Source organism: Amycolatopsis rhabdoformis, assembly GCF_035918295.1.
Lineage (GTDB): Bacteria > Actinomycetota > Actinomycetes > Mycobacteriales > Pseudonocardiaceae > Amycolatopsis > Amycolatopsis rhabdoformis.
Genome location: NZ_CP142149.1, coordinates 981,999 through 1,003,779, shown reverse-complemented (window position 1 = coordinate 1,003,779; position 21,781 = coordinate 981,999). Strand labels below are relative to the sequence as shown.

The window sequence follows — 21,781 nt, the reverse complement described above, 5'->3', positions numbered from 1 at the left end:
CTGGAGAACAACGTTGTTCACACAGCTCCTCGTCCCGGTCGGCGGTTCGCTGACCCTGTCCGCCTTGCTGGCGGCGATTCCCCTCCTGCTCCTGATCGTGCTGCTCGGCGTGTTCAAGACGCCGGCCCGCATCGCCGCACCGGTCTCCCTGGTGGCGGCCCTGGTCGTGGGCATCGTGGCGTTCCGGCTCCCGGCTTCGGTCGGGTTTTCCGGTGCCGCGGAAGGCATCGTCTACGGCATCTTCCCGATCCTCTGGGTCGCGATCAACGCGATCTGGCTGCACAAGGTCACCGAGCTGCGCGGGCATTCCGCGGCGCTGCGCACCGCGTTCACGCGGGTGAGCGACGACCGCCGGGTGCAGGCGATCCTGGTCGCCTTCTGCTTCGGCGCCGCGCTCGAAGGCCTGGCCGGCGGTGGCGCGCCGGTGGCGATCTGCGCCGTGATCCTGATGGCGCTCGGCGTTTCACCGATCAAGGCCGCCGCGGCGTGCCTGATCGCCGACACCTCACCGGTCGCGTTCGGCGCGCTCGGCCAGCCCATCGACGTGCTGGGCACGCAGACCGGCCTGCCGGTGCACGACCTGGCCGTGATGATCGGCCGCCAGACCCCGCTGCTGGCGTTGTTCATCCCGCTGGTGCTCGTGTTCGTGGTCGACGGCAAAACCGGGCTCAAGCAGCGCTGGGGCGTGGCGCTCGCGGCCGGGCTGTCGTTCGCCGCGGTGCAGTGCGCCACCTCGGTGTTCCTCACCCCGGCGCTCGTCGACACGGTCGCCGCGGTGGTGTCCGGCGTCGTCACGGTGCTCGTCGCGCGGGCGAGCCGGGTCGCCACCACGGCCGCCGTCCAGCAGCGCTCGCTGGTCACCGCGGGCGGCGGGGACTCCCCCGTGCCACCCGCTGGAGAGTCCACTGTGGACGAGAAGGAACCGCCCGTCCTGGCCGCGCTCGCGCCGTACCTCTTGATCGTCGCCGTGGTGATCATCGCGAACCTGCCCGGGGTGAAGGACCTCATCGCCTCGCTCACCACCAAGGTCCACTGGCCGGGAGCCGACGTGCTCAGCTCCGAAGGAAAGCCGCTCACCATCTCGAAGATCAGCTTCGCCTGGGTCGGCGCGCCGGGCTCGCTCGTGCTCATCGCCGGGCTGCTGAGCCTGCCGATCCTCGGCGTCGGGCCCGGGCGCGCGGCCCGCGTGTGGCTGGCCAACCTCTGGCAGCTGCGCTGGGCGATCTTCACCGTGTGCTGCGTGATCGCGCTGAGCTACGTGATGAACCTGTCGGGCCAGACCACCACGCTCGGTGTGTGGCTCGCCGGTGCCGGCGCCGCGTTCCCGTTGGTGTCGCCGGTGATCGGCTGGATCGGCACCGTGCTGACCGGGTCCGACACGTCCAGCAACACGCTGTTCGGTCTGCTGCAGTACACCACCGCCCACCACGCCGGCCTGTCCGACGTGCTGCTCACCTCGGCCAACAGCAGCGGCGGCGTGGTCGGCAAGGCGGTGTCGCTGCAGAACCTCGCGATCGCCGCGGTCGCCGTCGGCCTCGGTGGCAAGGAAGGGGTGCTCGTCCGCCGCACGATCGGCTGGACGGTCGTGATGGTCGTGGTGCTGTCCGTGCTCGTGTACCTGCAATCCACCCCCGTGCTCGGCTGGCTGGTCCCCTGACCGGCCCGAAAGGACCCCTTCGATGCCCGTTGACTCCGGCGACCACTGGGCGCGTCGCCTGCTGCATCCCCGCTCGGTCGCGATCGTCGGCGCGTCGGCGCGGCCGGGAAGCCTCGCCGCCCAGGCGCTGGCGAACCTGCGGGACTTCGGTTACCAGGGCCGCATCCTGCCCGTGAACGCCAAGTACGGCGAGCTCGACGGCCTGCCGTGTTACCCCTCGCTCGACGCCGCGCCGGGCCCGGTGGACCTCGCGCTGATCCTGGTGCCGGCGGCCGCGGTACCGGGTGCGATCGACGACTGCGTGCGCGCCGGCGTGGGCACGGCCGTGGTGTTCTCGTCGGGCTTCGGTGAGCTCGGTGCCGAAGGGCTCGACGTGCAGCGGCGGATGGCCGAAGCCGCGCAGGCCGGCGGCGTGCGCCTGCTCGGGCCCAACTGCCAGGGGCTGATCTACCGGCCCGCCGGCCTCGTCGCGACCTTCAGCGAGGCCGCGCAGGCCGGGCTCGGCGAGTCGAGCGGCATCGCCTACGCCGGGCAGAGCGGCGCCATCGGCGGCTCGTTCCTCGGGCTCGCCCGGGAGCGCGGCATCGGGCTCACGGCGTGGGCGAGCAGCGGCAACCAGGCCGACCTCGGCGTGGCCGACCTCGCCGCCGGGTTCCTCGAAGAGGACGAGATCAGCGTCGTCGCGATGTACCTGGAGGCGATCCCGCCGGGGGCGCAGTGGCGGCGGCTCACCGCGCGGGCGCGGGAACTCGGCAAGGATCTCGTGGTGCTGCGCTCGGGCCGGTCCGCGGCCGGGCGGCGCGCGGCCGCTTCGCACACCGGCGCCATGATCGGGCCGGACACGGCGTTCGAGCTGGTGTCGGCCGAACACGGCGTGATCGGCGTGACCGACGTCGACCAGCTGCTGGACGCCGTGGTGGAGCTGGCCGCGCGCAAACCCGTGCTCGGCCCGAACGTCACGGTCGTGACGAGCTCCGGCGGCGCCGGCGGGATCGCGGCCGACTGGCTCGACGAGGCCGGCCTGCGCACCGGTGAGCTGGCCGCGGACACGCGCCGGGAGATCGCGAAGTTCATCCCGGCGTACGGCTCCACGAGCAACCCGGTGGACGTGACCGCGCAGCTGTTCGCGCAGGACGACGACTCGGTGTTCCACGTCTGCCGCACGATCCTCGACGACCCGGGCACCGACGTCCTGCTGATGATCATGACGAACGTGACCGGTGCCCGCGCGGCCCGGGTGGCCCGCCAGCTCGTGGCGGCGGCCGAGAGCTCGGCCAAACCGCTGGGCGTGGTGTGGCTCGCCGACGGCAACCAGATCACCGAGGCCGTGAAGATCCTGCGGGAGCACCACGTGCCGCTGCACGACTCGATCGGCCGCAAGGCCCACGTGCTGGCCCGGCTGTACCGGTCCGCGACGGCGTCGGCGCCGGTGCGGCCCGAGCCGTTGACCGACGTTTTCGAACGCACCGGCGTGGTCACCGAGGCCGCGGGCGCGCCGCTGCTCGACGCGCTGGGCGTACCGCGACCGGACGGCGAACTCGTCACGAGCGCTGAAGACGCGGCTGAGATCGCGAGCCGGCTCGGCGGCCCGGTGGTGCTCAAGGCGCAGTCGCCGGCCATCACGCACAAGTCCGAAGTGGACGGAGTGCGGGTCGGGGTCGTCGACGCGGCGAGCGCGTACCGCGAAATGCTCGACGCCGTGCGCGCGGCCCGCCCCGACGCCGTGCTCGACGGAATCCTCGTGCAGCGTCTGCTGCCACCGGGGATCGAGCTGCTCGTCGGCGTGGAAGGCGCGGCCGACGGCTACCCGCCGGTGGTGACCGTCGGCTTCGGCGGTGTGACGGCCGAGGTCTACCAGGACGTGGTCACCGCACTGGCCCCGCTCTCGGAAGCCGACGCGGCGGACCTGCTCACCCGGCTGCGCGGCGCACCGCTGTTGCGGGGCTACCGCGGCAAACCAGGCGTCGACGTGGCCGCCGTGGCCCGTGCGGTGTCGACGCTGTCGCGCTACGCCGCCGGGCTCGGCGAGCGGCTCGCCGAGCTCGAGATCAACCCGCTCATCGCCCACCCGCACGGCGTCGGCGCGGCAGACCTGGTGCTGCGCTTCACCGACTGACCCCGCACCCTCGAACCGCACCTTCCTGAATGGATTGGTCAACGATGTCCGTCCTCACCAAGGTTCCCCCGCTCACCCTCGACCGTCCGCAACGCCGGGTCTTCTGGGCCACGTTCGCCGGCTGGGGCCTCGACGGGTTCGACTACATGCTCTACACGCTGGCCATCGGCGCCGTGAGCATCGCGTTCGGGCTCAACCACGAACAGGCCGGCCTCATCGGCACGGTCACGCTGCTGTTCTCCGCGTTCGGCGGGATCGTCGCCGGCACGCTGTCCGACCGGTTCGGGCGCGTGCGCATCCTGGCCGCGGCGATCTTCCTCTACTCGCTGTTCACGGCCCTGTCCGGAATCGCGAGCAGCTATCCCGAGCTGCTCGTGTACCGGGCGGTGGAGGGCCTGGGGTTCGGCGGTGAGTGGGCCGTCGGCGCGGTGCTGATCTCGGAGGTCATCCCCGCGAAGAAACGGGGTGCCGTCGCCGGGTTCATCCAGGGCGCGTGGTCCTTCGGCTGGGCGCTCGCGGTGATCGCGTCGGTGCTGATCCTGCCGAACTTCGGTGACGTCGGCTGGCGCATGATGTTCTGGATCGGGCTGATCCCGGCCGTGTTCGTGATCTACATCCTGCGCAAGGTGCCCGAATCCCCGGTGTGGCTGGAAGCGCACCGCACGCGCAAGGCGAAGGCGCCGATCAGCCTCGGCCTCATCTTCAAGCGCAAGATCCTGAAGTACACGATCCTCGCGACGCTGCTGTCGATCGGCATGCAGAGCGGGTACTACGCGATCTTCACGTGGCTGCCGACCTACCTGTCCGAAAGCCGCGGCCTGAGCGCGGTCGGGGCGGCGGGCTACCTCGTGTTCGTGATCGCGGGTTCGTTCCTCGGCTACGTGGCCGCGGGCTTCGCCAACGACCGGTTCGGCCGCAAGCCCACGTTCGCCGTGTTCGGGGTCCTCAGCGCGGTGACCGTGGTGCTCTACGCCTACGCGCACATCCCGGCCGGCCTGGTGATCTACGTCGGGTTCCCGCTGGGGTTCTTCGGATCCGGGATCATCAGCGGGTTCGGCCCGTTCCTCGCGGAGCTGTTCCCCGGCGAGATGCGCGGCGCCGGCCAGGGCTTCTGCTACAACGTGGGCCGCGGCGTCGCCGCGCTGGCTCCGGCCGTGGTCGGCGCGCTCGCCGGCAGCTACGGCCTCGGGACCGGGATCTCCGTCTTCGCCGCCAGCGCCTACGGTCTGTTCCTGATCGCGCTGGTGTTCCTGCCCGAAACCCGCGGCCGGGAGCTCGCGTGACCGCGCGGAAGGAGAACCACGTGCCGGACTACGAGCAACTGCGCGCCCGGACCGACGCCCCGGCCGGCTCCAGCTGGGGCTTGTTCGAGCGCTCGCCCGAGCGCGGCATGGCGAACTTCGCCCAGGCGGCGCAGGTGGCGGCCGCCGCCGGCCTGGTGCGCCGCGGCACGGTGGTCAACCTCGACTACCCGCTCGACGCGTTCGACCCGTCGGTGGTCTGGCGGACCCCGCCGGAGCAGACGATCACCTCCTCGCACGCCGACCAGCGCGACGACTACGTGGACCACCTGTGGCTGCAGGCGAGCTCCCATGTGGACGGTCTGCGCCACCGCCGCCACCACGAAGCCGGCTTCTACGGTGGCGTGCCCGATTCCGCCGTCGCCGCGGGCACGCCGGCGCTGGGTGTGCAGCGGTGGGCCGAGGAGCCGATCGTCGGACGCGGGGTGCTCGTGGACCTCGCGCGGTTCCGGGAGGCCCACGGGTCGCCGATCGACCACGCCGGCGGTGAGCCGCTGCCGCTGGACCTCGTGGAGCAAACGCTTGCGCACCAGGGAGTGACACTGCAGGAAGGAGATCTCCTCCTGCTGCGCACGGGCTGGGCCGAGTGGTACCTGTCCTCTTTGGACGACGCCGGCCGCGCGGCGGTCGCGAAGACCCGCCGCTGCACGGGGCTGGCGCAGTCGCGCGAGCTGATCGCGTGGATCTGGGACCACCGCCTGGCGCTGCTCGCCTCCGACACCTTCGCACTGGAGGCGATGCCTCCCCCGCCGGACCCGCGGTTCGGCGGGCCGCACGAGCCCGGCATGGTGCACCAGGACCTGATCGGCCTGCTCGGCCTGCCGATCGGCGAGCAGTGGAAACTCGACACGCTCTCCGCCACGGCCGCCGAGGTCGGCGGCTACACCTTCCTCGTGGTGGTGAAGCCGCTGAACCTCGTCGGCGGCGTCGGTTCACCGGCCAACGCGGTCGCCCTCTGCTGACCCACCCCTGGTCGCGGGTCAGCTCCCCCGCAACGTCTCGCCGGGCCCGCACCCGAACAACCGGCGGTGCTCGGCGCTGAACCGCCCGGCGTTGCCGAAGCCCCAGCGGGTCGCGACAGCCGCCACCGTCGTCTCCTCCGGAGTCCGCTCGCGCAGCTCCGCGTGCGCCCGCCGCAGCCGCGTCTCGCGGAGGTACGCCGCCGGCGACGGCCGGCCCGCGCGGCTGAACGCGGCCTGCAGACCGCGCACGCTCAGGCGCGCGGCCGCGGCGATGTCGAGGAGGCCGATGTCGTCGCCGGCGTTGAGCTCGACGAAGGCCTCGGCGCGGCGCACGGCGGCCGGTGAGGCCGGGCCCGAGGGTTCGGGGTCCGGCGCGCCGAAGGTGCTCGGATACGCCTCGAGCAGCGCGGTCGCGGCGAGGCGGAAGAGCTGGGCGGCGAGGAGCGGGCTGGCGGCCAAGCCGTCGTCCGAACGGGTTTCCTCCAGCAGCAGCCGGGTCGCGGTGTCCCAGCGGCGCGCGGCGGGGGCCGACGCGGGGCCGCCGAGGGCGAAGCGCACCGGGCGCGGCTCGTCCCAGCCGCGCAGCTCGGCGGCGATCCGTTCGAGGCCGTCGCGGTCGAGCACGGTGTTGAGCACCTCGGCGCTGTCGTACCACCGCAGCTGATACGAGCCGTAGGCGTCCATCACCAGCGCACCCGAGCCGGCGCCGACCAGGCCCTCGGCGGCCGAGCGCACGGCGAAGCGGCCCTTCAGCGGCCGGGTCACGAGCACGAAATCGTCGAACGGCACCGGGTCCACACGCACCTCGGGCCCGCCGTACACGAGGTCGAACAGCCGCACCTTGGCGAAGCCGCGTGAGCTCTGCCGACACACGAACCCGCGGCCACCGCCGACGAGGTCGAGCCGGTGCGGGCAGTAGACGTCGCTCAGCCGCGACCGCGCCTCGTCCGGATCGCGCGTGTCGACCTCGGGTTTCACGACTGCGGCCACGGCTCGGCCCCCTTCGGCCGTTCTAGCGTCTTCCTGACGGTCGTAAATTGTATTACAGTGGCGTTCTCCTGACGGCCGCCACGGGAAATGAGGTCAGCCGTGCAGCTCACGCCGAGTGCCCACGTGGATACGTTCTGCCGGGACAACTTGCCTCCCTTCGACCAGTGGCCGCACCTGTTCTTCGACCTTCCCGAACTGCACTACCCCGATCGGCTCAACGCCGCAACCCGCCTGCTCGACGGCGCCGTGGCGAAGTGGGGCCCCGACCGGCCCGCGGTGCTCTCGCCCACGAGCAACTGGTCCTACGGCGAACTGCTCGCGCGCGCGAACCGGATCGCGGGCACTCTGGTGAGCCTCGGTGTGGTGCCGGGCAACCGCGTGCTGCTGCGCGGGCCGAACACGCCGTGGCTGGCCGCGTGCTGGCTCGGGGTGCTCAAGGCCGGCGCGGTCGCCGTGACCACGATGCCGATGCTGCGCACGCACGAGCTCACGAAGATCGTGGACGCGTCCTCGCCGGTGCTCGCGCTGGCCGACCACCGCTACACCGAGGACCTGCTGCCCTTCGACCTGCCACTGCTCGCCTTCGGCGGCGACTCCCCCGACGACCTCGCGGCCCGCAGCGCCACCCAGCCGCCGACGTTCGCCGACGTCGAGACGGCCGCCGACGACGTGGCGATCCTCGCCTTCACCTCCGGCACCACCGGGCGACCCAAGGCCACCATGCACTTCCACCGCGACCTCATCGCCATCGCGGACACGTTCTCGCGCCACGTCGTGAAACCCGAGCCGGAGGACTTGTTCACCGGCACTCCGCCGCTGGCCTTCACGTTCGGCCTCGGCGGGCTGCTCGTGTTCCCGCTGCACGCCGGCGCCGCGACGCTGCTGATCGAGCGCGCCACGCCGCTCGAGCTCGCCGATCTCGCCACAGCCCACGGCGTCACCGTGCTGTTCACCGCGCCCACGGCCTACCGCGCGATCCTCGCGTCCGACCGAAGAGCCTCGCTCTCGGCGCTGCGGCGTGCGGTTTCGGCAGGCGAGGCGCTGCCCGAGACCGTGGCCACCGACTTCCACGAAGCCACCGGCCGCTGGCTGATCGACGGCATCGGCAGCACGGAGATGCTCCACGTGTTCATCTCCGCCGCCGACGACGAGACCCGTCCGGGCGCCACCGGCCGCGCCGTGCCCGGCTACCGCGCGCGGATCGTGGACGACGAGGGCCGGCCGGTGCCCGACGGCACCCCCGGCCGCCTCGCCGTGCAGGGCCCCACCGGCTGCCGCTACCTCGCCGACGACCGTCAGGCCGTGTTCGTGGAGGACGGCTGGAACCTCACCGGCGACACGTACGTGCGCGACTCCGACGGCTACTTCCACTACCGCGCCCGCAGCGACGACATGATCGTGTCCTCGGGCTACAACATCGCGGGCCCCGAGGTCGAGGAAGTGCTGATGAGCCACCCCGACGTGCTCGAGTGCGCGGTGGTCGCCGCGCCGGACGAGGCGCGCGGCTCGGTCGTCGCGGCCTACGTGGTGCTGCGCGAAGGCGCCGAAGCCGGCCAGCCGAAGGTGAAGGAACTGCAGGACTTCGCGAAATCCGTTGCGGCGCCGTACAAGTACCCGCGGCGGGTGGAGTTCGTGACCGATCTGCCGCGCAACCCGAGTGGCAAGCTGCAACGGTTCCTCCTCCGCCGCCGCGCGGCCGGGCAAGCCGCCGAACCGGCCTCCGAACCGCAGCCCGCGAACCCCTGAGACCGGCCCGCGGGCCCGGTCAGTACGACCGGGCCGGGCTCAGGTTCCAGCCGAGGGTGACCACGGTGCCGTCCACGCCACCGGTGATGTCGGCGTGGTCGGCGCTCGCGCGCAGCAGCAGGAGGCCGCGGCCGCGCAAGGAAACGGGGTTGGGGTCGTCGATCGGCGCGCGCCAGTGCCCGTGGTCGGTGATCACCACTTCCACGCGGTCCGGCAGCACCACGGCGTCGAGGTCGACGAGACCGCGGCCGTCGCCGCCGTAGGCGTGATCGGCCACGTTGGCGAGTGCTTCGTAGCTGGCGAGCACGATGTCCTGCCCGCGGTCCTCGGGAATGCCCGCGGCCCGCACCCACGCCGTGAGCCGGTGGCGCAGCGCGCGCAGGGCCCCCGGCTCGGCCACCACGTCGCGGCAGCTCAGCGGGGTGCCGATCGGCTCGGGGTGCAGCTCGGTCCCCCCGGGTTCGGTGTCCTCGGGTACGGCCATCCTCACACCTCCGGACCCGAAGCGCCGGCGAGCGCCTCGTCGACGGTGGCGAACAGGCCGATCCAGGTGTCGAGGCCGGTGCTGGTGAGCGGCCGCGTGGTGATGTGCGACGTGCTGACCACCCGGAGCCTGCGCTCCCCCAGCCGCTGGTGCGCGGCGGCCAGGACCTGGAGCCCGGCCGAGCTGAGGAACGTGACGTCGCGCAGGTCGACCACGAGCACCTCGGGGCGCTCGTCGACCACCCCGGTCACGATCTCGTCGAGCTCCGGCGCCGTGACGAGGTCGATCTCGCCCGCCACGGTCACCACGACGGCCCGCTCGCGCCAGCGCGCGGTGACCAGGAGATCACCGGTCTCGGGCACATCCCGGGGAGTAGACGTCACGATTCCCCATCGTGCAGGATCACCGCCGCGCGCGCCACTGCCGGCGCTCAGCGCGGGAGCTTCACGACGGTGACGAAGAAGTCGTCGATCTGGCGCACGACCTCCACGAACCGGTCGAAGTCCACCGGCTTGGTCACGTAGGCGTTGGCGTGCAGGTCGTAGCTGCGCAGGATGTCCTCCTCCGCCTCCGACGTGGTGAGCACGACCACCGGGATGCTGCGCAGCTCCGGCGTCGCCTTCACCTCGGCGAGCACCTCGCGGCCGTCCTTGCGGGGCAGGTTGAGGTCCAGCAGGATCAGGCCCGGGCGCGGCGCGTCGGCGTACCGGTCCTCGCGGCGCAGGAACTGCAGGGCCTCCACGCCGTCGGCCACCACGTAGAGCGCGTTGCGGATCTTGTGGTGCTCGAAGGCTTCCTGCGTCATCAGCACGTCGCCCGGGTCGTCCTCGACGAGCAGGATGTCGATGGGGGCCATGGTGTCGCTCATGCGTCCTCGTTCCCGGTTCGGGTCTCGATCAGGGGCTCGGTGTGCTCGGCCGGCGGCTCGGGCGCCGGCTGGAGCGCGGGCAGGGTGAAGCGGAAGCGGCTGCCTTGGGTCACGTCGGTGTCGAGCCAGATGCGGCCGCCGTGGAACTCCACGATCTTGCGGCACATCGCGAGCCCGATCCCAGTGCCGCCGTAGGCCGATTTGCTGTGCAGCCGTTGGAAGATCACGAAGATCCGCTCGGCGTACTGCTCTTCGATGCCGATCCCGTTGTCGGACACGGAAAACAGCCAGTCGTCGTCCTGCCGCTCGGCCGTCACGCTGACCACGGGCGGGTCTTCCCCGTGGAACTTCAACGCGTTGTTGACCAGGTTCTGCAGCACCGCGGTGAGCAGCGGCCCTTCACCGCGCACCTCGGGCAGCGCACCGCGGTCGACGCGGGCGCCGGTCTCCTCGATCACGGGCTCGAGGTTGCCGAGCGCGTCGTCGAGCAGCTTCCCGGTGTCCACCACGGTCATCTCGCCGGCGCGGCGGCCGACGCGGGAGAACGAGAGCAGGTCGTTGATCAGGGCCTGCATGCGCTTCGCGCCGTCGACGGCGAACGCGATGTACTGCTCGCCGCGTTCGTCGAGCTGGCCCTTGTAGCGGCGTTCGAGCAGCTGGCAGAAGCTCGCCACCTTGCGCAGCGGCTCCTGGAGGTCGTGCGAGGCCACGTAAGCGAACTGCTCGAGGTCCGAATTGGACCGTTCGAGTTCCTGCGTGCGGGTGTCGAGCAGCGCGTGCGCGCGCTCCAGCTCGCTGACCTCGCCGACGATCCGCAGGCGCATCGCGTCCACGTCGGCACCCAGCTCCACGAGCTCCCGCGGCCCGCCGCCGCGCACGGGCCGGTGGAGGTCGTCGGCGGACACCGCGCGGACCTCGTCGGCCAGCCGCATGATCGGCACCGTGATCACGCGGCGCAGCCAGACCCACAGCAGCACCAGGAGGAGCACCACGAGCGCGGCGATCACCAGCAGCAGCACCGTGAGCTGAGTGGCGGCGCCGTTGAGGTCGGCGCGGCCGGTGTCGCGCGCGGCCGACAGGTGCGCCGAGAGCGTGTCGAGCGTGGACCGGACCCGGTCGAACAGCGTCTTGCCCGCATCGGCCGCGCCGACGGCGGGCGGCGGTCCGCCGGGGGACGCCGACGCGGTGACCGCGGTCTGCCAGTCCCGGGCCGCGCGCACCACGGCCTCCAGGTCGTCGCCGGCCTGGGTGCCGGGCAGCGCGCCGAGGCGGCGCAGCTCGGTCACGGCGGCGTCCTGCTGGGTGCGGCCCGCCAGGTACGGGTCGAGGAACTCGCGCTGCCCGGTGAGCAGGAACCCGCGGATGCCGGTCTCCTGGTTGAGCAGTGCCTGCGACAGCGCGTTGGCCTGCAGCAGTTCGGGGCCGCTCTGGTCGAGCAGGCGGGTGCGCGCGTCGTTGAGGTTGCCCACGGCGAGGACACCGCCGGCGACCGCCGCGAGCAGCAGCACGGCCTCGACGAGCCCCACCACGGACACCCAGCGGCGGATCGGCCAGTGCGGCTGAGCCCGGGGGTAGCGGATCATCGCGCGGCCCCGTCCCGCTCGGGCAGGTGCGTGAGCATGGTGAGGGCGACGTCGTCGTCGAGCGGGCCGGCGTTGAGCTCTTCGACGCGGGTGATGAGCCGGTCGAGCACCGCACCGTGATCGAGCACCGCATCGTGGCCAGGCACCGCACCATGGTCAAGCGCTGCGCCGTGATCGAGCTCCGGCCCGGCCTCGCGCAGCAGCTCCACGAGCAGCTGCGCCATCTCCTCGTGGCCCAGGCGCTCGGATCCGCGCCCGACGCGGCCTTCGAAGATCCCGTCGGTGTAGAGCACGAGCGACCAGCCGGGTTCGAGCGCCACGTCGAGCGGGTCCCAGCTCGCGTCGGGGACCACGCCGAGCGGCACCCCCAGCTTCTCGCCGGACAGCAGCCGGCCGGTGCCGTCGCGGCCGATCAGCAGCGGTGGCGGGTGGCCGGCGAGGCTCATCCGCAACGACCGGCGGTCCGGCGCGACGACCACCGCGCACAGCGTCGCGAACAACGGCCGGATCCGCTCGTGCACGAGCACGCGCTCCACCGTCGCGAGCACGTCGGCCATCGGCAGGCCGGCCAGCACGAGCGCGCGCCAGGCGATGCGCAGCGCCACGCCGAGGGCGGCCTCGTCGGGGCCGTGGCCGCAGACGTCGCCGATCACCAGGTGCACGGTTCCGTCGGTGAGCTCCACGGCGTCGTAGAAATCGCCGCCGAGCAACGAGCCGTTGCGGCCCGGGCGGTACTTCGACGCGAGTTTCAGGCGCTGGTCGGCCAGCAGCGGGGTGGGCAGCAGGCCGCGTTCGAGGCGCGAGTTCTCACTCGCCAGGAGCTGCTGCTGCAACAGCTGCTGCTCCACCTGCTCGGTGCGCTTGCGCTCCCAGGCGTAACGCAGGGCCTTGCCGAGCAGCGGCCCGTCGACCTGGTTCTTGCCGAGGTAGTCCTGCGCGCCGGCGGCGACCGCGGCGACGCCCGTGGCAGCGTCGTTCTGGCCGGTGAGCACCACCACGGCCACGGTCGGCGCGTGCCGGCGCAGCCGGGTGAGGCCGGTGAGGCCCATGGCGTCGGGCAGCTGGAGGTCGAGCAGGATGCAGTCGGCCACGACCGGGCCGGCGAGCGCTTCGGCGAGGGTGCTCGCGCGGGCGAGCGTGGCCGGCACCGCGGCGTCGGCCAGCATCTCCTCGACGAGCAGGGCGTCGCCGTCGTCGTCCTCGATCAGCAGCACCCGCAGCCGCGAGCCCGGCGCCGACGGGTCGGTGCGGGGCCGCACAGTGGGCGCCTCGCGCTCATCGGCACCTGACGAGCCGGAGCTTGAGGGATCGGCCCTTGACGAACCGGTGGCTGCCGAGGCGGTTCCCGGCGAACCCGATCCCGGCGACCTGCTACCCGGCACCCCCGTGCCCGGCGCTCCCACGCCCGACAGGCCCGTGCCGGACACCCCTGCGTCCGACAAACCTCTGTTCGACAGAACGACCAGCCTTTCCGGAAACGTGCCGCCTCCCGACACCGTCCACGGGGTCGAGCGACACGAAGGAGAGCCCAGGCGAGGACGAATCCACACCGGGGCTCGAAGGCTGTCTTCTCAACCTGGGCTCACCCTAGCCCGAGGACGGCGTCCGGACTACGCCGGACATGCCGGGCGTCGCGCTACACGGTGAACCGGTCGGGGTCCGCCGCCTTCCAGTCGACGGCCCACTCCTCGGGCGGTTCGGCGAGCAGCTGGCCCGGCTCGAGCCAGTCGTAGAGCTCGGCGTAGGACCGCACCACCTGCGGGTCGAGGCGTCGGCGCAGCTGGTGCGGCGAGAGGTCGGCCGGGTCGGACACGCCCATCGCGGCCATGATCTGCAGGGCGCCGGCCACGGTCGAGTGCTGGTAGCGCTGCACGCGCTGCGACTTGTCGCCGACGTCCAGCGCGCGCCCGCGCCGCGGGTCCTGCGTGGCGACGCCGACCGGGCACTTGTTCGTGTGGCAGCGCTGCGACTGGATGCAGCCGATCGCGAACATCATCGCCCGCGCCGCGTTGGTGTAGTCCGCGCCCTGCACCAGGCGCTTCACCAGATCGGCGCCGGTGGCGACCTTGCCGCTCGCGCCCAGCCGGATCTTCTCGCGCAGGCCGGTGCCGACGAGTGCGTTGTGGACGGTGATGAGCCCTTCGGTGAGCGGCGTGCCGAGGTGGTCGGCGAACTCCAGCGGCGCGGCGCCGGTGCCGCCTTCCGAACCGTCGACGATGATGAAGTCCGGGGTCACGTCCTCCTCGGCCATCGCCTTGCACACGGCCAGCACCTGCTGGCGCGATCCGACGCACAGCTTGAAGCCGGCCGGTTTGCCGCCCGAGAGCTCCCGCATGCGCGCGACGAACTGCACCAGCTCGCGCGGCGTGGAGAAAACACGGTGGTACGGCGGGGAAATCACCGTCTTGCCGATCGGCACCTCACGCACCCGCGCGATCTCGGCGTTGACCTTCGAACCGGGCAGCACCCCGCCGATGCCGGGCTTCGCACCCTGGGAAAGCTTCAACGACACGCACTTCACGTTGTCGTGCTGCGCTTTGTCGGCGAACACGGCCGGGTCGAAGTCGCCGTCGGAGGTGCGGCAGCCGAAGTAACCGGTGCCGACCTCCCAGACCAGGTCTCCCCCGCCCTGCAGGTGGTACTCCGACAGGCCGCCTTCGCCGGTGTCGTGCGCGAATCCGCCGAGCGCCGCGCCCTTGTTGAGCGCGAGGATCGCGTTGGAGGACAGGCTGCCGAAGCTCATCGCCGACACGTTGAGCAGCGCCATGTCGTAGGGCTTCTTGCAGTCCGGCCCGCCGATCCGCACGCGCGGCGGCGTTTCCGCCTGCTTCACCGGCGCCATCGAGGGCACGAGGAACTCGTAGCCGTCGGCGTACACGTCACGCTCGGTGCCGAACGGCTCCTCCGCGTCGGTGCCCTTCGCGCGTTGGTAGACGATGCTGCGCACGCTGCGGTCGTACGGGCGGCCGTCGAAGTTGCGTTCGATGAAGTACTGCTGCAGCTCGGGCCGGATGGCTTCGAGCAGGAACCGCGCGTGCCCGAGCACGGGGTAGTTGCGCAGCACCGAATGCTTGCGCTGCAGCAGGTCGTACACGCCGACCACGGCCGGCACCAGCAACGGCCCGGCGAGGAACCACCACCACGCGTCGGCCGCGGCGAGCACCACCGCTCCGGCGGCGACCACCACGAGCAGTGCCACCGCGCCGACCCTGACCACACTCGATGCACGCACCGGGAGAACCTAACCGCCGCACCGCCTTTGCGCAGGTCCGGGCTCCCTTTCCGACCCCCGGTACGGGTCGGGAAGGGGCGAAGGTGTCCTGTTTTGTGCCCGAACGTCTACCGGAACCGGACACGGCCGACGTGGGGTGGCCCACGCCGGCCGTGCGCCGGGATCGGTCAGCGGATCACGAGGCGGATCAGTAGGCCAGGTTCGGCCGCAGCCAGCGCTCGACCTCGTCCAGCTCGAGACCCCGTCGGCGGGCGTAGTCCTCGACCTGGTCGCGGCCGAGTCGCCCGACGGTGAAGTAGCGCGACTCCGGGTGCGCGAAGATCAGGCCGCTCACCGCGGCGGCCGGGGTCATCGCGTAGGACTCGGTGAGCCCGATGCCGAGCTCGCGGGCGCCGAGCAGGTCGAAGAGGTCCTTCTTCTCGCTGTGGTCGGGGCTCGCGGGGTAACCCAGCGCCGGGCGGATGCCGCGGAAGCGCTCGGCGTGCAGGTCCTCGAGCTTCGGCTGCGCGTCGGGCTCGAACCACCGGCGGCGCGCCTCCAGGTGGATGTACTCCGCGAACGCCTCGGCCAGCCGGTCGGCCAGCGCCTTCACCATGATGGCGCGGTAGTCGTCGTGCTCGGCTTCGTAGCGGTGCGCCAGCGCCTCGGCGCCGTGGATGGCCACCGCGAAGCCGCCGAGGTGGTCGCCTTCCGGGGCGACGTAGTCCGCGAGACAGCGGTTGGCGCGGCCCTCGGGCTTCTTCGTCTGCTGGCGCAGCATCGGGAAACCCTGGCCGGCGTACTCGCCGTCCAGCACGATGTCGTCGCCTTCGGCGTGCGCGGGCCAGTAACCGTACGAGCCGCGCGCGGTGAAGGATCCGTCGGCGATGATCTCGTCGAGCAGCGTGTTCGCGTCGTCGAAGAGCTCCCGCGCCACGGGCTGGTCGAGGATCGCCGGGTACTTGCCCTTGAGCTCCCAGGCCAGGAACAGGAACTGCCAGTCGACCATCTCGCGCAGCTCGGCGATCGACGGCTCGACCACGCGCACCCCGGTGAACTCCGGCACCGGCACCTCGTCGAACGACACCTGCTCGCGGTTGGCGCGGGCCTGCTCCACGGTGAGCAACGGCGTGGCGTGGCGGTTTTCGTGCTGCTCGCGCAGGCGCTGCTGCTCCACGCGGTTGGCGGCGTCGAGCACGTCGGACCGGTCGGTGTCGAGCAGGTCGGACACCACGCCGACCACGCGCGACGCGTCGAGCACGTGCAGCGTCGAGTGGTCGTAGACCGGGGCGATCTTCACCGCCGTGTGCTGCTTCGAGGTGGTGGCGCCGCCGATCAGCAGCGGCAGCTTGAGGCCGCGCCGCTGCATTTCCGTGGCCACGCTCACCATTTCGTCGAGCGAAGGCGTGATGAGGCCGGACAACCCGACCACGTCGGCACTCTCGGCCACCGCCGTGTCGAGGATCTGCGCCGCGGGCACCATCACCCCGAGGTCGATCACCTCGTAGTTGTTGCAGCCCAGCACCACCCCGACGATGTTCTTGCCGATGTCGTGCACGTCGCCCTTCACCGTGGCGAGCACGACCTTGCCCTGCCCGCGGGAGGTGTCGATGCGGCCTTCGAGGCGCATCTTCTCCTTCTCCGCCTCCATGAACGGCTCGAGGTAGGCCACCGAGCGCTTCATCACGCGCGCGCTCTTCACCACCTGCGGCAGGAACATCTTGCCGGAGCCGAACAGGTCGCCGACGATCTTCATGCCGTCCATCAGCGGGCCCTCGATCACCTGCAGCGGCCGCTCGAACTGCCCGCGCGCCTCCTCGGTGTCGGCCTCGATGAAGTCGACGATGCCGTGCACCAGCGCGTGCGAAAGGCGTTCGGTGACCGGCCCTTCGCGCCACGACAGGTCCACCGTGCGCTTGGTGCCGCTGCCCTTCACCGTGTCGGCGAACTCCACGAGCCGGTCGGTGGCGTCCTCGCGGCGGTCGAAGAGCACGTCCTCGACGAGCTCCAGCAGGTCCTTCGGGATGTCTTCGTACACCGCGAGCTGGCCCGCGTTGACGATGCCCATGTCGAGGCCCGCGCGCACGGCGTGGAACAGGAACGCCGAGTGCATCGCCTCGCGCACCACGTCGTTGCCGCGGAAGGAGAACGACAGGTTCGAGATGCCGCCGGAGGTGTGCGCGCCGGGGCAGCGCTCCTTGATGAGCGGCAGCGCTTCGATGAACGCCTTGGCGTAGCCGTTGTGCTCGCTGATGCCGGTGGCCACGGCCAGCACGTTGGGGTCGAAGATGATGTCCTCGCCGGCGAACCCGGCTTCGCGCGTGAGCAGGTCGTAGGCGCGGGCGCAGATCTCGACCTTGCGCTGCGCGGTGTCGGCCTGGCCCTTCTCGTCGAAGGCCATCACCACCACGCCGGCGCCGTAGTCGCGGATGCGGCGGGCCTGCTGCAGGAACGGGCCCTCGCCTTCCTTGAGGCTGATCGAGTTGACCACGCCCTTGCCCTGCACGCAGCGCAGGCCGGCTTCGAGCACGCTCCAGCGCGAGCTGTCGACCATCACCGGGATGCGGGCGACCTCGGGCTCGGTGGCGATGAGGTTGAGGAACGTGGTCATCGCCTGCTCGGAGTCGAGCAGGTCGGCGTCCATGTTCACGTCGAGCAGGTTGGCACCGCCGCGCACCTGCTCCAGCGCGACATCGACGGCGGCCTGGTGGTTGTCGCCCTCGATGAGGCGGCGGAACTTGGCCGAGCCGGTGACGTTGGTGCGCTCGCCGATCATCACGAACCCGGTGTCCTCGCCGATCGTGAACGGCTCGAGCCCGCTGAAGCGCGAGCGGTGCGGCGGCTCGGGCACCGTGCGCGGCGCGAGACCCTGCACGGCTTCGGCGATCTTCGCGATGTGCGCGGGCGTGGTGCCGCAGCAGCCGCCGACGATGTTGACCATGCCCTCGCCCGCGAACTCGCCGAGCATGCCGCCGGTCTCGTCGGGCGTCTGGTCGTAGCCGCCGAACGCGTTGGGCAGGCCGGCGTTGGGGTGGCACGCGGTGTAGGTGCCGGCGATCTTCGCCAGCTCCTCCACGTGGGGCCGCATCTCCTCGGCACCGAGCGAGCAGTTCACGCCCACCACGAGCGGCTCGGCGTGCGCGATCGAGCTCCAGAACGCCTCGACGGTCTGGCCTGAGAGCGTGCGACCCGACAGGTCCACGATCGTGACCGAGATCCACAGCGGCAGGTGCGGCGCGACCTCGCGCGCGGCCGTGATGGCGGCCTTGGCGTTGAGCGTGTCGAAGATCGTCTCGATCAGCAGCAGATCGACGCCGCCGTCGGCCAGCGCCTGGATCTGCTCGGCGTAGGAGGCCTTGACCTCCTCGTAGGTCACCGCGCGGAACGCCGGGTCCTCCACGCGCGGGGAGAGCGAGAGCGTGACGTTGAGCGGGCCGATCGAGCCGGCCACGAACCGGCCGCCGAACTCGTCGGCGGCCTGGCGCGCGAGGGCGGCGGCGCGCAGGTTCATCTCGCGCACGTGGTCCTGCAGGCCGTAATCGGCCTGGCCGATGCTCGTGGCGGTGAAGGTGTTGGTGGTCGTGATGTCCGCGCCCGCGGCCAGGTACTGGCGGTGCACGTCGAGGATCACGTCGGGTTTGGTGAGGTTCAGCAGGTCGGGGTCGCCGGTGACGTCCTTCGGGTGTCCCTCGAGCCACTCGTCGCGGTAGTCCTCGGGGGTGAGACCGGCGCCCTGCAGCATCGTGCCCCACGCGCCGTCGAGCACGGCGATGCGCTGGTCGAGCAGGTCCCGCAGGTCCCGCACGCTCTGACTCCCACGCTGCTGAGTCCCACGCTGCTGGGTCATGCCACCTCCGTTGTAGTCACGGAGGCGCCCTTCGGATCACAGCGGAGCCGGCCGAGCGTGGCGGACTCACGTGGTCCGTTGCAGCGCCTCTCGACCTTGGTAGTCGAGCCTACCGGATGCCTCTGTTACAGGCAGCCACCGTTCACTCCTCGGGACGGCCCTCAGACGAGCGGCGCACCCCGCCACTTCCACTCCGCCCGCCGCGACCTGCCCGGCAGCTCGAGGCGGCCCGTGCACCACCGCAGGCCGTCCCACGGATCGGACGCTTCAGCCTCGTCCGGGAAGAGCCGCGCGACCACCCGCGCGCACACTTCCCGCGGCGGATCGAGCTCGGTGCCGAGGCCGCGCGCGAGGTCGTCGCCGTGCAGCAGCAGCTCCGCGCAGCCCATCGCGGCGAAGCCTTCCGGGTCGGCGAAACCCGTGGGGTGGTAGGCGCGGACGTCGGGCGTGCTGACGCTGACCGCGGCCTGGAGCAGGCGCACCCCGGTGAGGGCGAACTCCAGGAGTTCTTCCGGGGTGGCGCCTTCGTCGGCCTTCGCGAGGAAGCGCACGTAGTGGTCCTTCGGCCGGCTCACGAGCTGGGCCGCATACGACAGCAGGACGTCGCCGACGTGTTCGGCGGTCTGGCGGCAGTCCCAGTCGAGGTCACCGGCGGGGCGGGTCCAGTCCGCGCCGGTGCGCGGGCCGATCGTGGCGTCGACGCACGCGAGCGCGAAGCCGAGATCTTCGGCGGTGACGGTCATGGAGCCGTGCTGCCGGAGCCGAGACCCCCGCGCAGCCGGGCCAGCGCCCGGTGCTGCTGCACGCGTACGGCGGACGGCGTGAGCCCCAGCACGAGGGCCGATTGCTCGGCGGACAGGCCGACGATCATCCGCAGCGTGAGGATCTCCCGCTGCCGCTCGGGCAGCACGCGCAGGAGGGCGCCCAGGCGCGCGTCCGGCGGCTCGCCCGGTGGACCTGCGGCGCGGATCTTCTGCTGCGCGAGGCGGTACACGCCGGGGAGGAACGAGCGGTCCCCCGGGCCGTGGCCGGGCAACGCCGTGAGCAGCGCGAGGCACACTTCCTGCGCCACCTCGTCGGCCTGCGCGAACCCGCCGGCCTTCCGCCCGATCCGCGCCCGGCAGTAGCGCAGGATCAACGGCCGCGCGGCCGTGAGGAACCGCGCGATCGCCTCGGGATCTCCCCGGGCGGCCTCCATCACCGCCGGTTCCCGCTTTCGGTCCCCTCGGCCGGACACGGCCGGCCAGCACCCGGCATCGCCGTGTGCTCGCCCGCGCCTCCCTGCCTGTCCCCTGCGCCCCTCCGCATGTCCCCGGTGAACCCCCTGCGTCTCCCCTGCGAGCCCCGGCGCTCCCCGGTGCGAACTGACAGTAGCCGCCAACCCTCGCCCGAACGGACAACCAGCCGGGAAAACACCCGCGCGGTGCAGAGCAAATGCGTCAGAGCGTCACGGGGAGTTCCGGCGCCAGAACGTGCAGTGGTGATCCACGGCGAACCCCGGGTCCGGGTGCACGCCGTCGGCGGCGAGGGAGACCACCGAGCCGGCGGGCCACGACGGCGGCGGGGCGCCGTGGACGAACGCGGCCCACGCGTCGACCATCTGGTCGGCCAGGGACTGCTGCGCGGCGGTGAAGGCGGCCGGGTGGCCGTCGAGGTCGAACAGGTACGGCAGTTCGAAGCTGTGGGCGGCGCCGAGCGGGAACGGGGCCTGCACGCCGGCCAGCGCGGGCGAGGTCGCGTCGGTGAAGTCGTAGCGCCACACGGAAGGCAGCGAGCGCGCGAGGGTGTCGGCGACGCAGGCGAAGGCGGAGTCCGTGACGGCCGCGGCGTAGGCGCGCGAAGCGTTGCCGCCGAAGGCGGACGGCGGGTATTCGGCGGCGATGGCGGGCGCGTCGGGGAAGTAGCGGGCCAGGGCGGCGGTGAACGTGTCCGGCGTGACGGGCTTGGCGCCCGCGGTGATCTGCTGGGCGAGGAAGTAGGTGAACTCGTCGTGGGTCGTGCCCATCAGCACCGGCACGGGGGCCGCGGAGCCGTGCCGGATGCCGGTGACCGGGTCGCTCGGCAGGACCGTGCCGCCGGTGGCCGGGCCGGGCAGCCCGATGCCGGCGAGTGACCGGTACATCGGGCCGGGCTGCAGCTTCGCCACCGGGAGAGCGCGCAGGCAGGCGGCGGCGGTGGCGCGGTCGGGACAGCCGTGGGCCGTCGAATAGTCCACACTGGACTTTTCCGCGGCCGCGAGCGAGGCCTGTTCCTGGCACGGGGCGCTCTGCACGATCGCCGCGCGGAAGAGCCCGCGCGAGCCCGGGGCCACGAGGTGGTCGCACACCGACATGCCGCCGGCGGACTCGCCGGCCACGGTCACCGCCGCCGGGTCACCGCCGAAGGCCGCGATGTCGTCGCGCACCCAGCGCAGGGCCTGCTGCTGGTCGAGGAAACCGTAGTTGCCGGGCTGCGCGCCCAGCGCCGGATCGGCCAGGAAACCCAGTGCGCCCAGGCGGTAGTTGATCGTGACGACGACCGTGTCGCCGCGCACGGCGAGGCGTGAGGCGTCGTAGCGGTCGCCGGCGCCGTCGAGGAAGGCGCCGCCGTGGATCCACACGAGCACGGGCCGTTTCTCGGTCGACACCGGCGGCGTCCACACGTTGAGGTACAGGCAGTCCTCGCTCGTGCCCGGCGCGGAATCCTGCGGGCACCGCGGGGCCGGCGCCGTGGCGTCGCGCTCGGCCGTCCAGGCCGCGGGCGGTGCCGGCGGCTGCCAACGGCGCTCGCCGACCGGCGGCGCCGCGTACGGAATCCCTTGGAACAACCGGTGATCCGGCGTCACGGTGCCGCGGACCGGGCCCGAAGCCGTGCGCACGACCGCGCCGACGCGGCCGATCGCCGCGTCCGAAGCGGCGCACGCCGAAGCCGTCAGTGCGAGCGCGAGCAGGACCACCACGGCCCGCCACCTGGTCACTGTGCCCAACCTGGACGCGGCGCCCGATCTGGACACGGCGCGCCTCGTCACTGCGCCCGA

Annotated in this window: 16 protein-coding genes; 5 read left to right on the top strand and 11 right to left on the bottom strand. The window is 72.1% G+C overall.

Annotated features, from left to right (window positions below):
- Window positions 1-13 precede the first annotated feature (13 nt).
- From VSH64_RS04635 to VSH64_RS04620, 4 genes are read left to right on the top strand one after another with little or no spacing between them, the layout of a single operon-like run.
- The gene (locus VSH64_RS04635) at window positions 14-1,657 is read left to right on the top strand and encodes an L-lactate permease (RefSeq protein WP_326834202.1); all 1,644 of its coding nucleotides are present in this window, start codon (window positions 14-16) and stop codon (window positions 1,655-1,657) included.
- Between the two features lie 22 nt (window positions 1,658-1,679).
- Complete coding sequence (locus tag VSH64_RS04630) at window positions 1,680-3,773, top strand: acetate--CoA ligase family protein (protein WP_326834201.1); 2,094 nt, start codon at window positions 1,680-1,682, stop codon at window positions 3,771-3,773.
- 44 nt (window positions 3,774-3,817) lie between these two features.
- Entirely contained in the window at window positions 3,818-5,056 is a 1,239-nt protein-coding gene (locus VSH64_RS04625) for an MFS transporter (RefSeq protein ID WP_326834200.1), read from the top strand.
- The gene (locus VSH64_RS04620; protein WP_326834199.1) at window positions 5,053-6,036 is read left to right on the top strand and encodes a cyclase family protein; all 984 of its coding nucleotides are present in this window, start codon (window positions 5,053-5,055) and stop codon (window positions 6,034-6,036) included. The genes VSH64_RS04625 and VSH64_RS04620 overlap by 4 nt, the downstream gene beginning before the upstream one ends.
- A gap of 18 nt (window positions 6,037-6,054) precedes the next feature.
- Here VSH64_RS04620 and VSH64_RS04615 read toward each other — a convergent pair whose 3' ends face one another.
- Window positions 6,055-7,026, bottom strand: coding sequence for an AraC family transcriptional regulator (locus VSH64_RS04615; protein WP_326834198.1), 972 nt, complete (start codon window positions 7,024-7,026; stop codon window positions 6,055-6,057).
- 99 nt (window positions 7,027-7,125) lie between these two features.
- On the opposite strand from VSH64_RS04615, the gene VSH64_RS04610 reads away from it, so the two are divergent.
- On the top strand, window positions 7,126-8,772 hold the full coding sequence (locus VSH64_RS04610) for an AMP-binding protein (RefSeq protein ID WP_326834197.1): 1,647 nt from the start codon (window positions 7,126-7,128) through the stop codon (window positions 8,770-8,772).
- Window positions 8,773-8,791: 19 nt separating this feature from the next.
- Here the strand turns inward: VSH64_RS04610 and VSH64_RS04605 are convergent, their stop codons facing one another.
- From VSH64_RS04605 to VSH64_RS04560, 10 genes are all read right to left on the bottom strand, one after another.
- Window positions 8,792-9,256: an ATP-binding protein gene (locus VSH64_RS04605; protein ID WP_326834196.1), complete on the bottom strand. Its 465-nt coding sequence runs from the start codon at window positions 9,254-9,256 to the stop codon at window positions 8,792-8,794.
- Window positions 9,257-9,258: 2 nt separating this feature from the next.
- Window positions 9,259-9,639 carry an STAS domain-containing protein gene (locus tag VSH64_RS04600; protein WP_326834195.1) on the bottom strand — a complete coding sequence of 127 codons (381 nt, stop codon included), beginning with the start codon at window positions 9,637-9,639 and terminating at the stop codon, window positions 9,259-9,261.
- A gap of 47 nt (window positions 9,640-9,686) precedes the next feature.
- Complete coding sequence (locus tag VSH64_RS04595; protein ID WP_326834194.1) at window positions 9,687-10,124, bottom strand: response regulator; 438 nt, start codon at window positions 10,122-10,124, stop codon at window positions 9,687-9,689.
- Complete coding sequence (locus VSH64_RS04590; protein ID WP_326834193.1) at window positions 10,121-11,707, bottom strand: sensor histidine kinase; 1,587 nt, start codon at window positions 11,705-11,707, stop codon at window positions 10,121-10,123. The genes VSH64_RS04595 and VSH64_RS04590 overlap by 4 nt, the downstream gene beginning before the upstream one ends.
- A complete protein-coding gene (locus VSH64_RS04585; RefSeq protein ID WP_326834192.1) occupies window positions 11,704-12,966 on the bottom strand; it encodes a PP2C family protein-serine/threonine phosphatase in 1,263 nt (420 codons plus the stop codon). Before VSH64_RS04585 ends, VSH64_RS04590 begins: the two co-directional genes overlap by 4 nt.
- A 377-nt stretch (window positions 12,967-13,343) precedes the next feature.
- Complete coding sequence (locus VSH64_RS04580; RefSeq protein ID WP_326834191.1) at window positions 13,344-14,939, bottom strand: FMN-binding glutamate synthase family protein; 1,596 nt, start codon at window positions 14,937-14,939, stop codon at window positions 13,344-13,346.
- Window positions 14,940-15,126: 187 nt separating this feature from the next.
- Window positions 15,127-18,765 (bottom strand): methionine synthase, encoded by a 3,639-nt coding sequence (gene metH / locus VSH64_RS04575; RefSeq protein ID WP_326834190.1) that lies wholly within the window; start codon window positions 18,763-18,765, stop codon window positions 15,127-15,129.
- A 161-nt stretch (window positions 18,766-18,926) separates the two neighbouring features.
- A complete protein-coding gene (locus VSH64_RS04570) occupies window positions 18,927-19,508 on the bottom strand; it encodes a maleylpyruvate isomerase mycothiol-dependent enzyme family protein (RefSeq protein ID WP_326834189.1) in 582 nt (193 codons plus the stop codon).
- Window positions 19,505-19,963 carry a sigma factor-like helix-turn-helix DNA-binding protein gene (locus VSH64_RS04565; protein WP_326834188.1) on the bottom strand — a complete coding sequence of 153 codons (459 nt, stop codon included), beginning with the start codon at window positions 19,961-19,963 and terminating at the stop codon, window positions 19,505-19,507. The genes VSH64_RS04570 and VSH64_RS04565 overlap by 4 nt, the downstream gene beginning before the upstream one ends.
- A gap of 249 nt (window positions 19,964-20,212) precedes the next feature.
- Complete coding sequence (locus VSH64_RS04560; RefSeq protein ID WP_326834187.1) at window positions 20,213-21,721, bottom strand: carboxylesterase/lipase family protein; 1,509 nt, start codon at window positions 21,719-21,721, stop codon at window positions 20,213-20,215.
- Window positions 21,722-21,781: the final 60 nt, after the last annotated feature.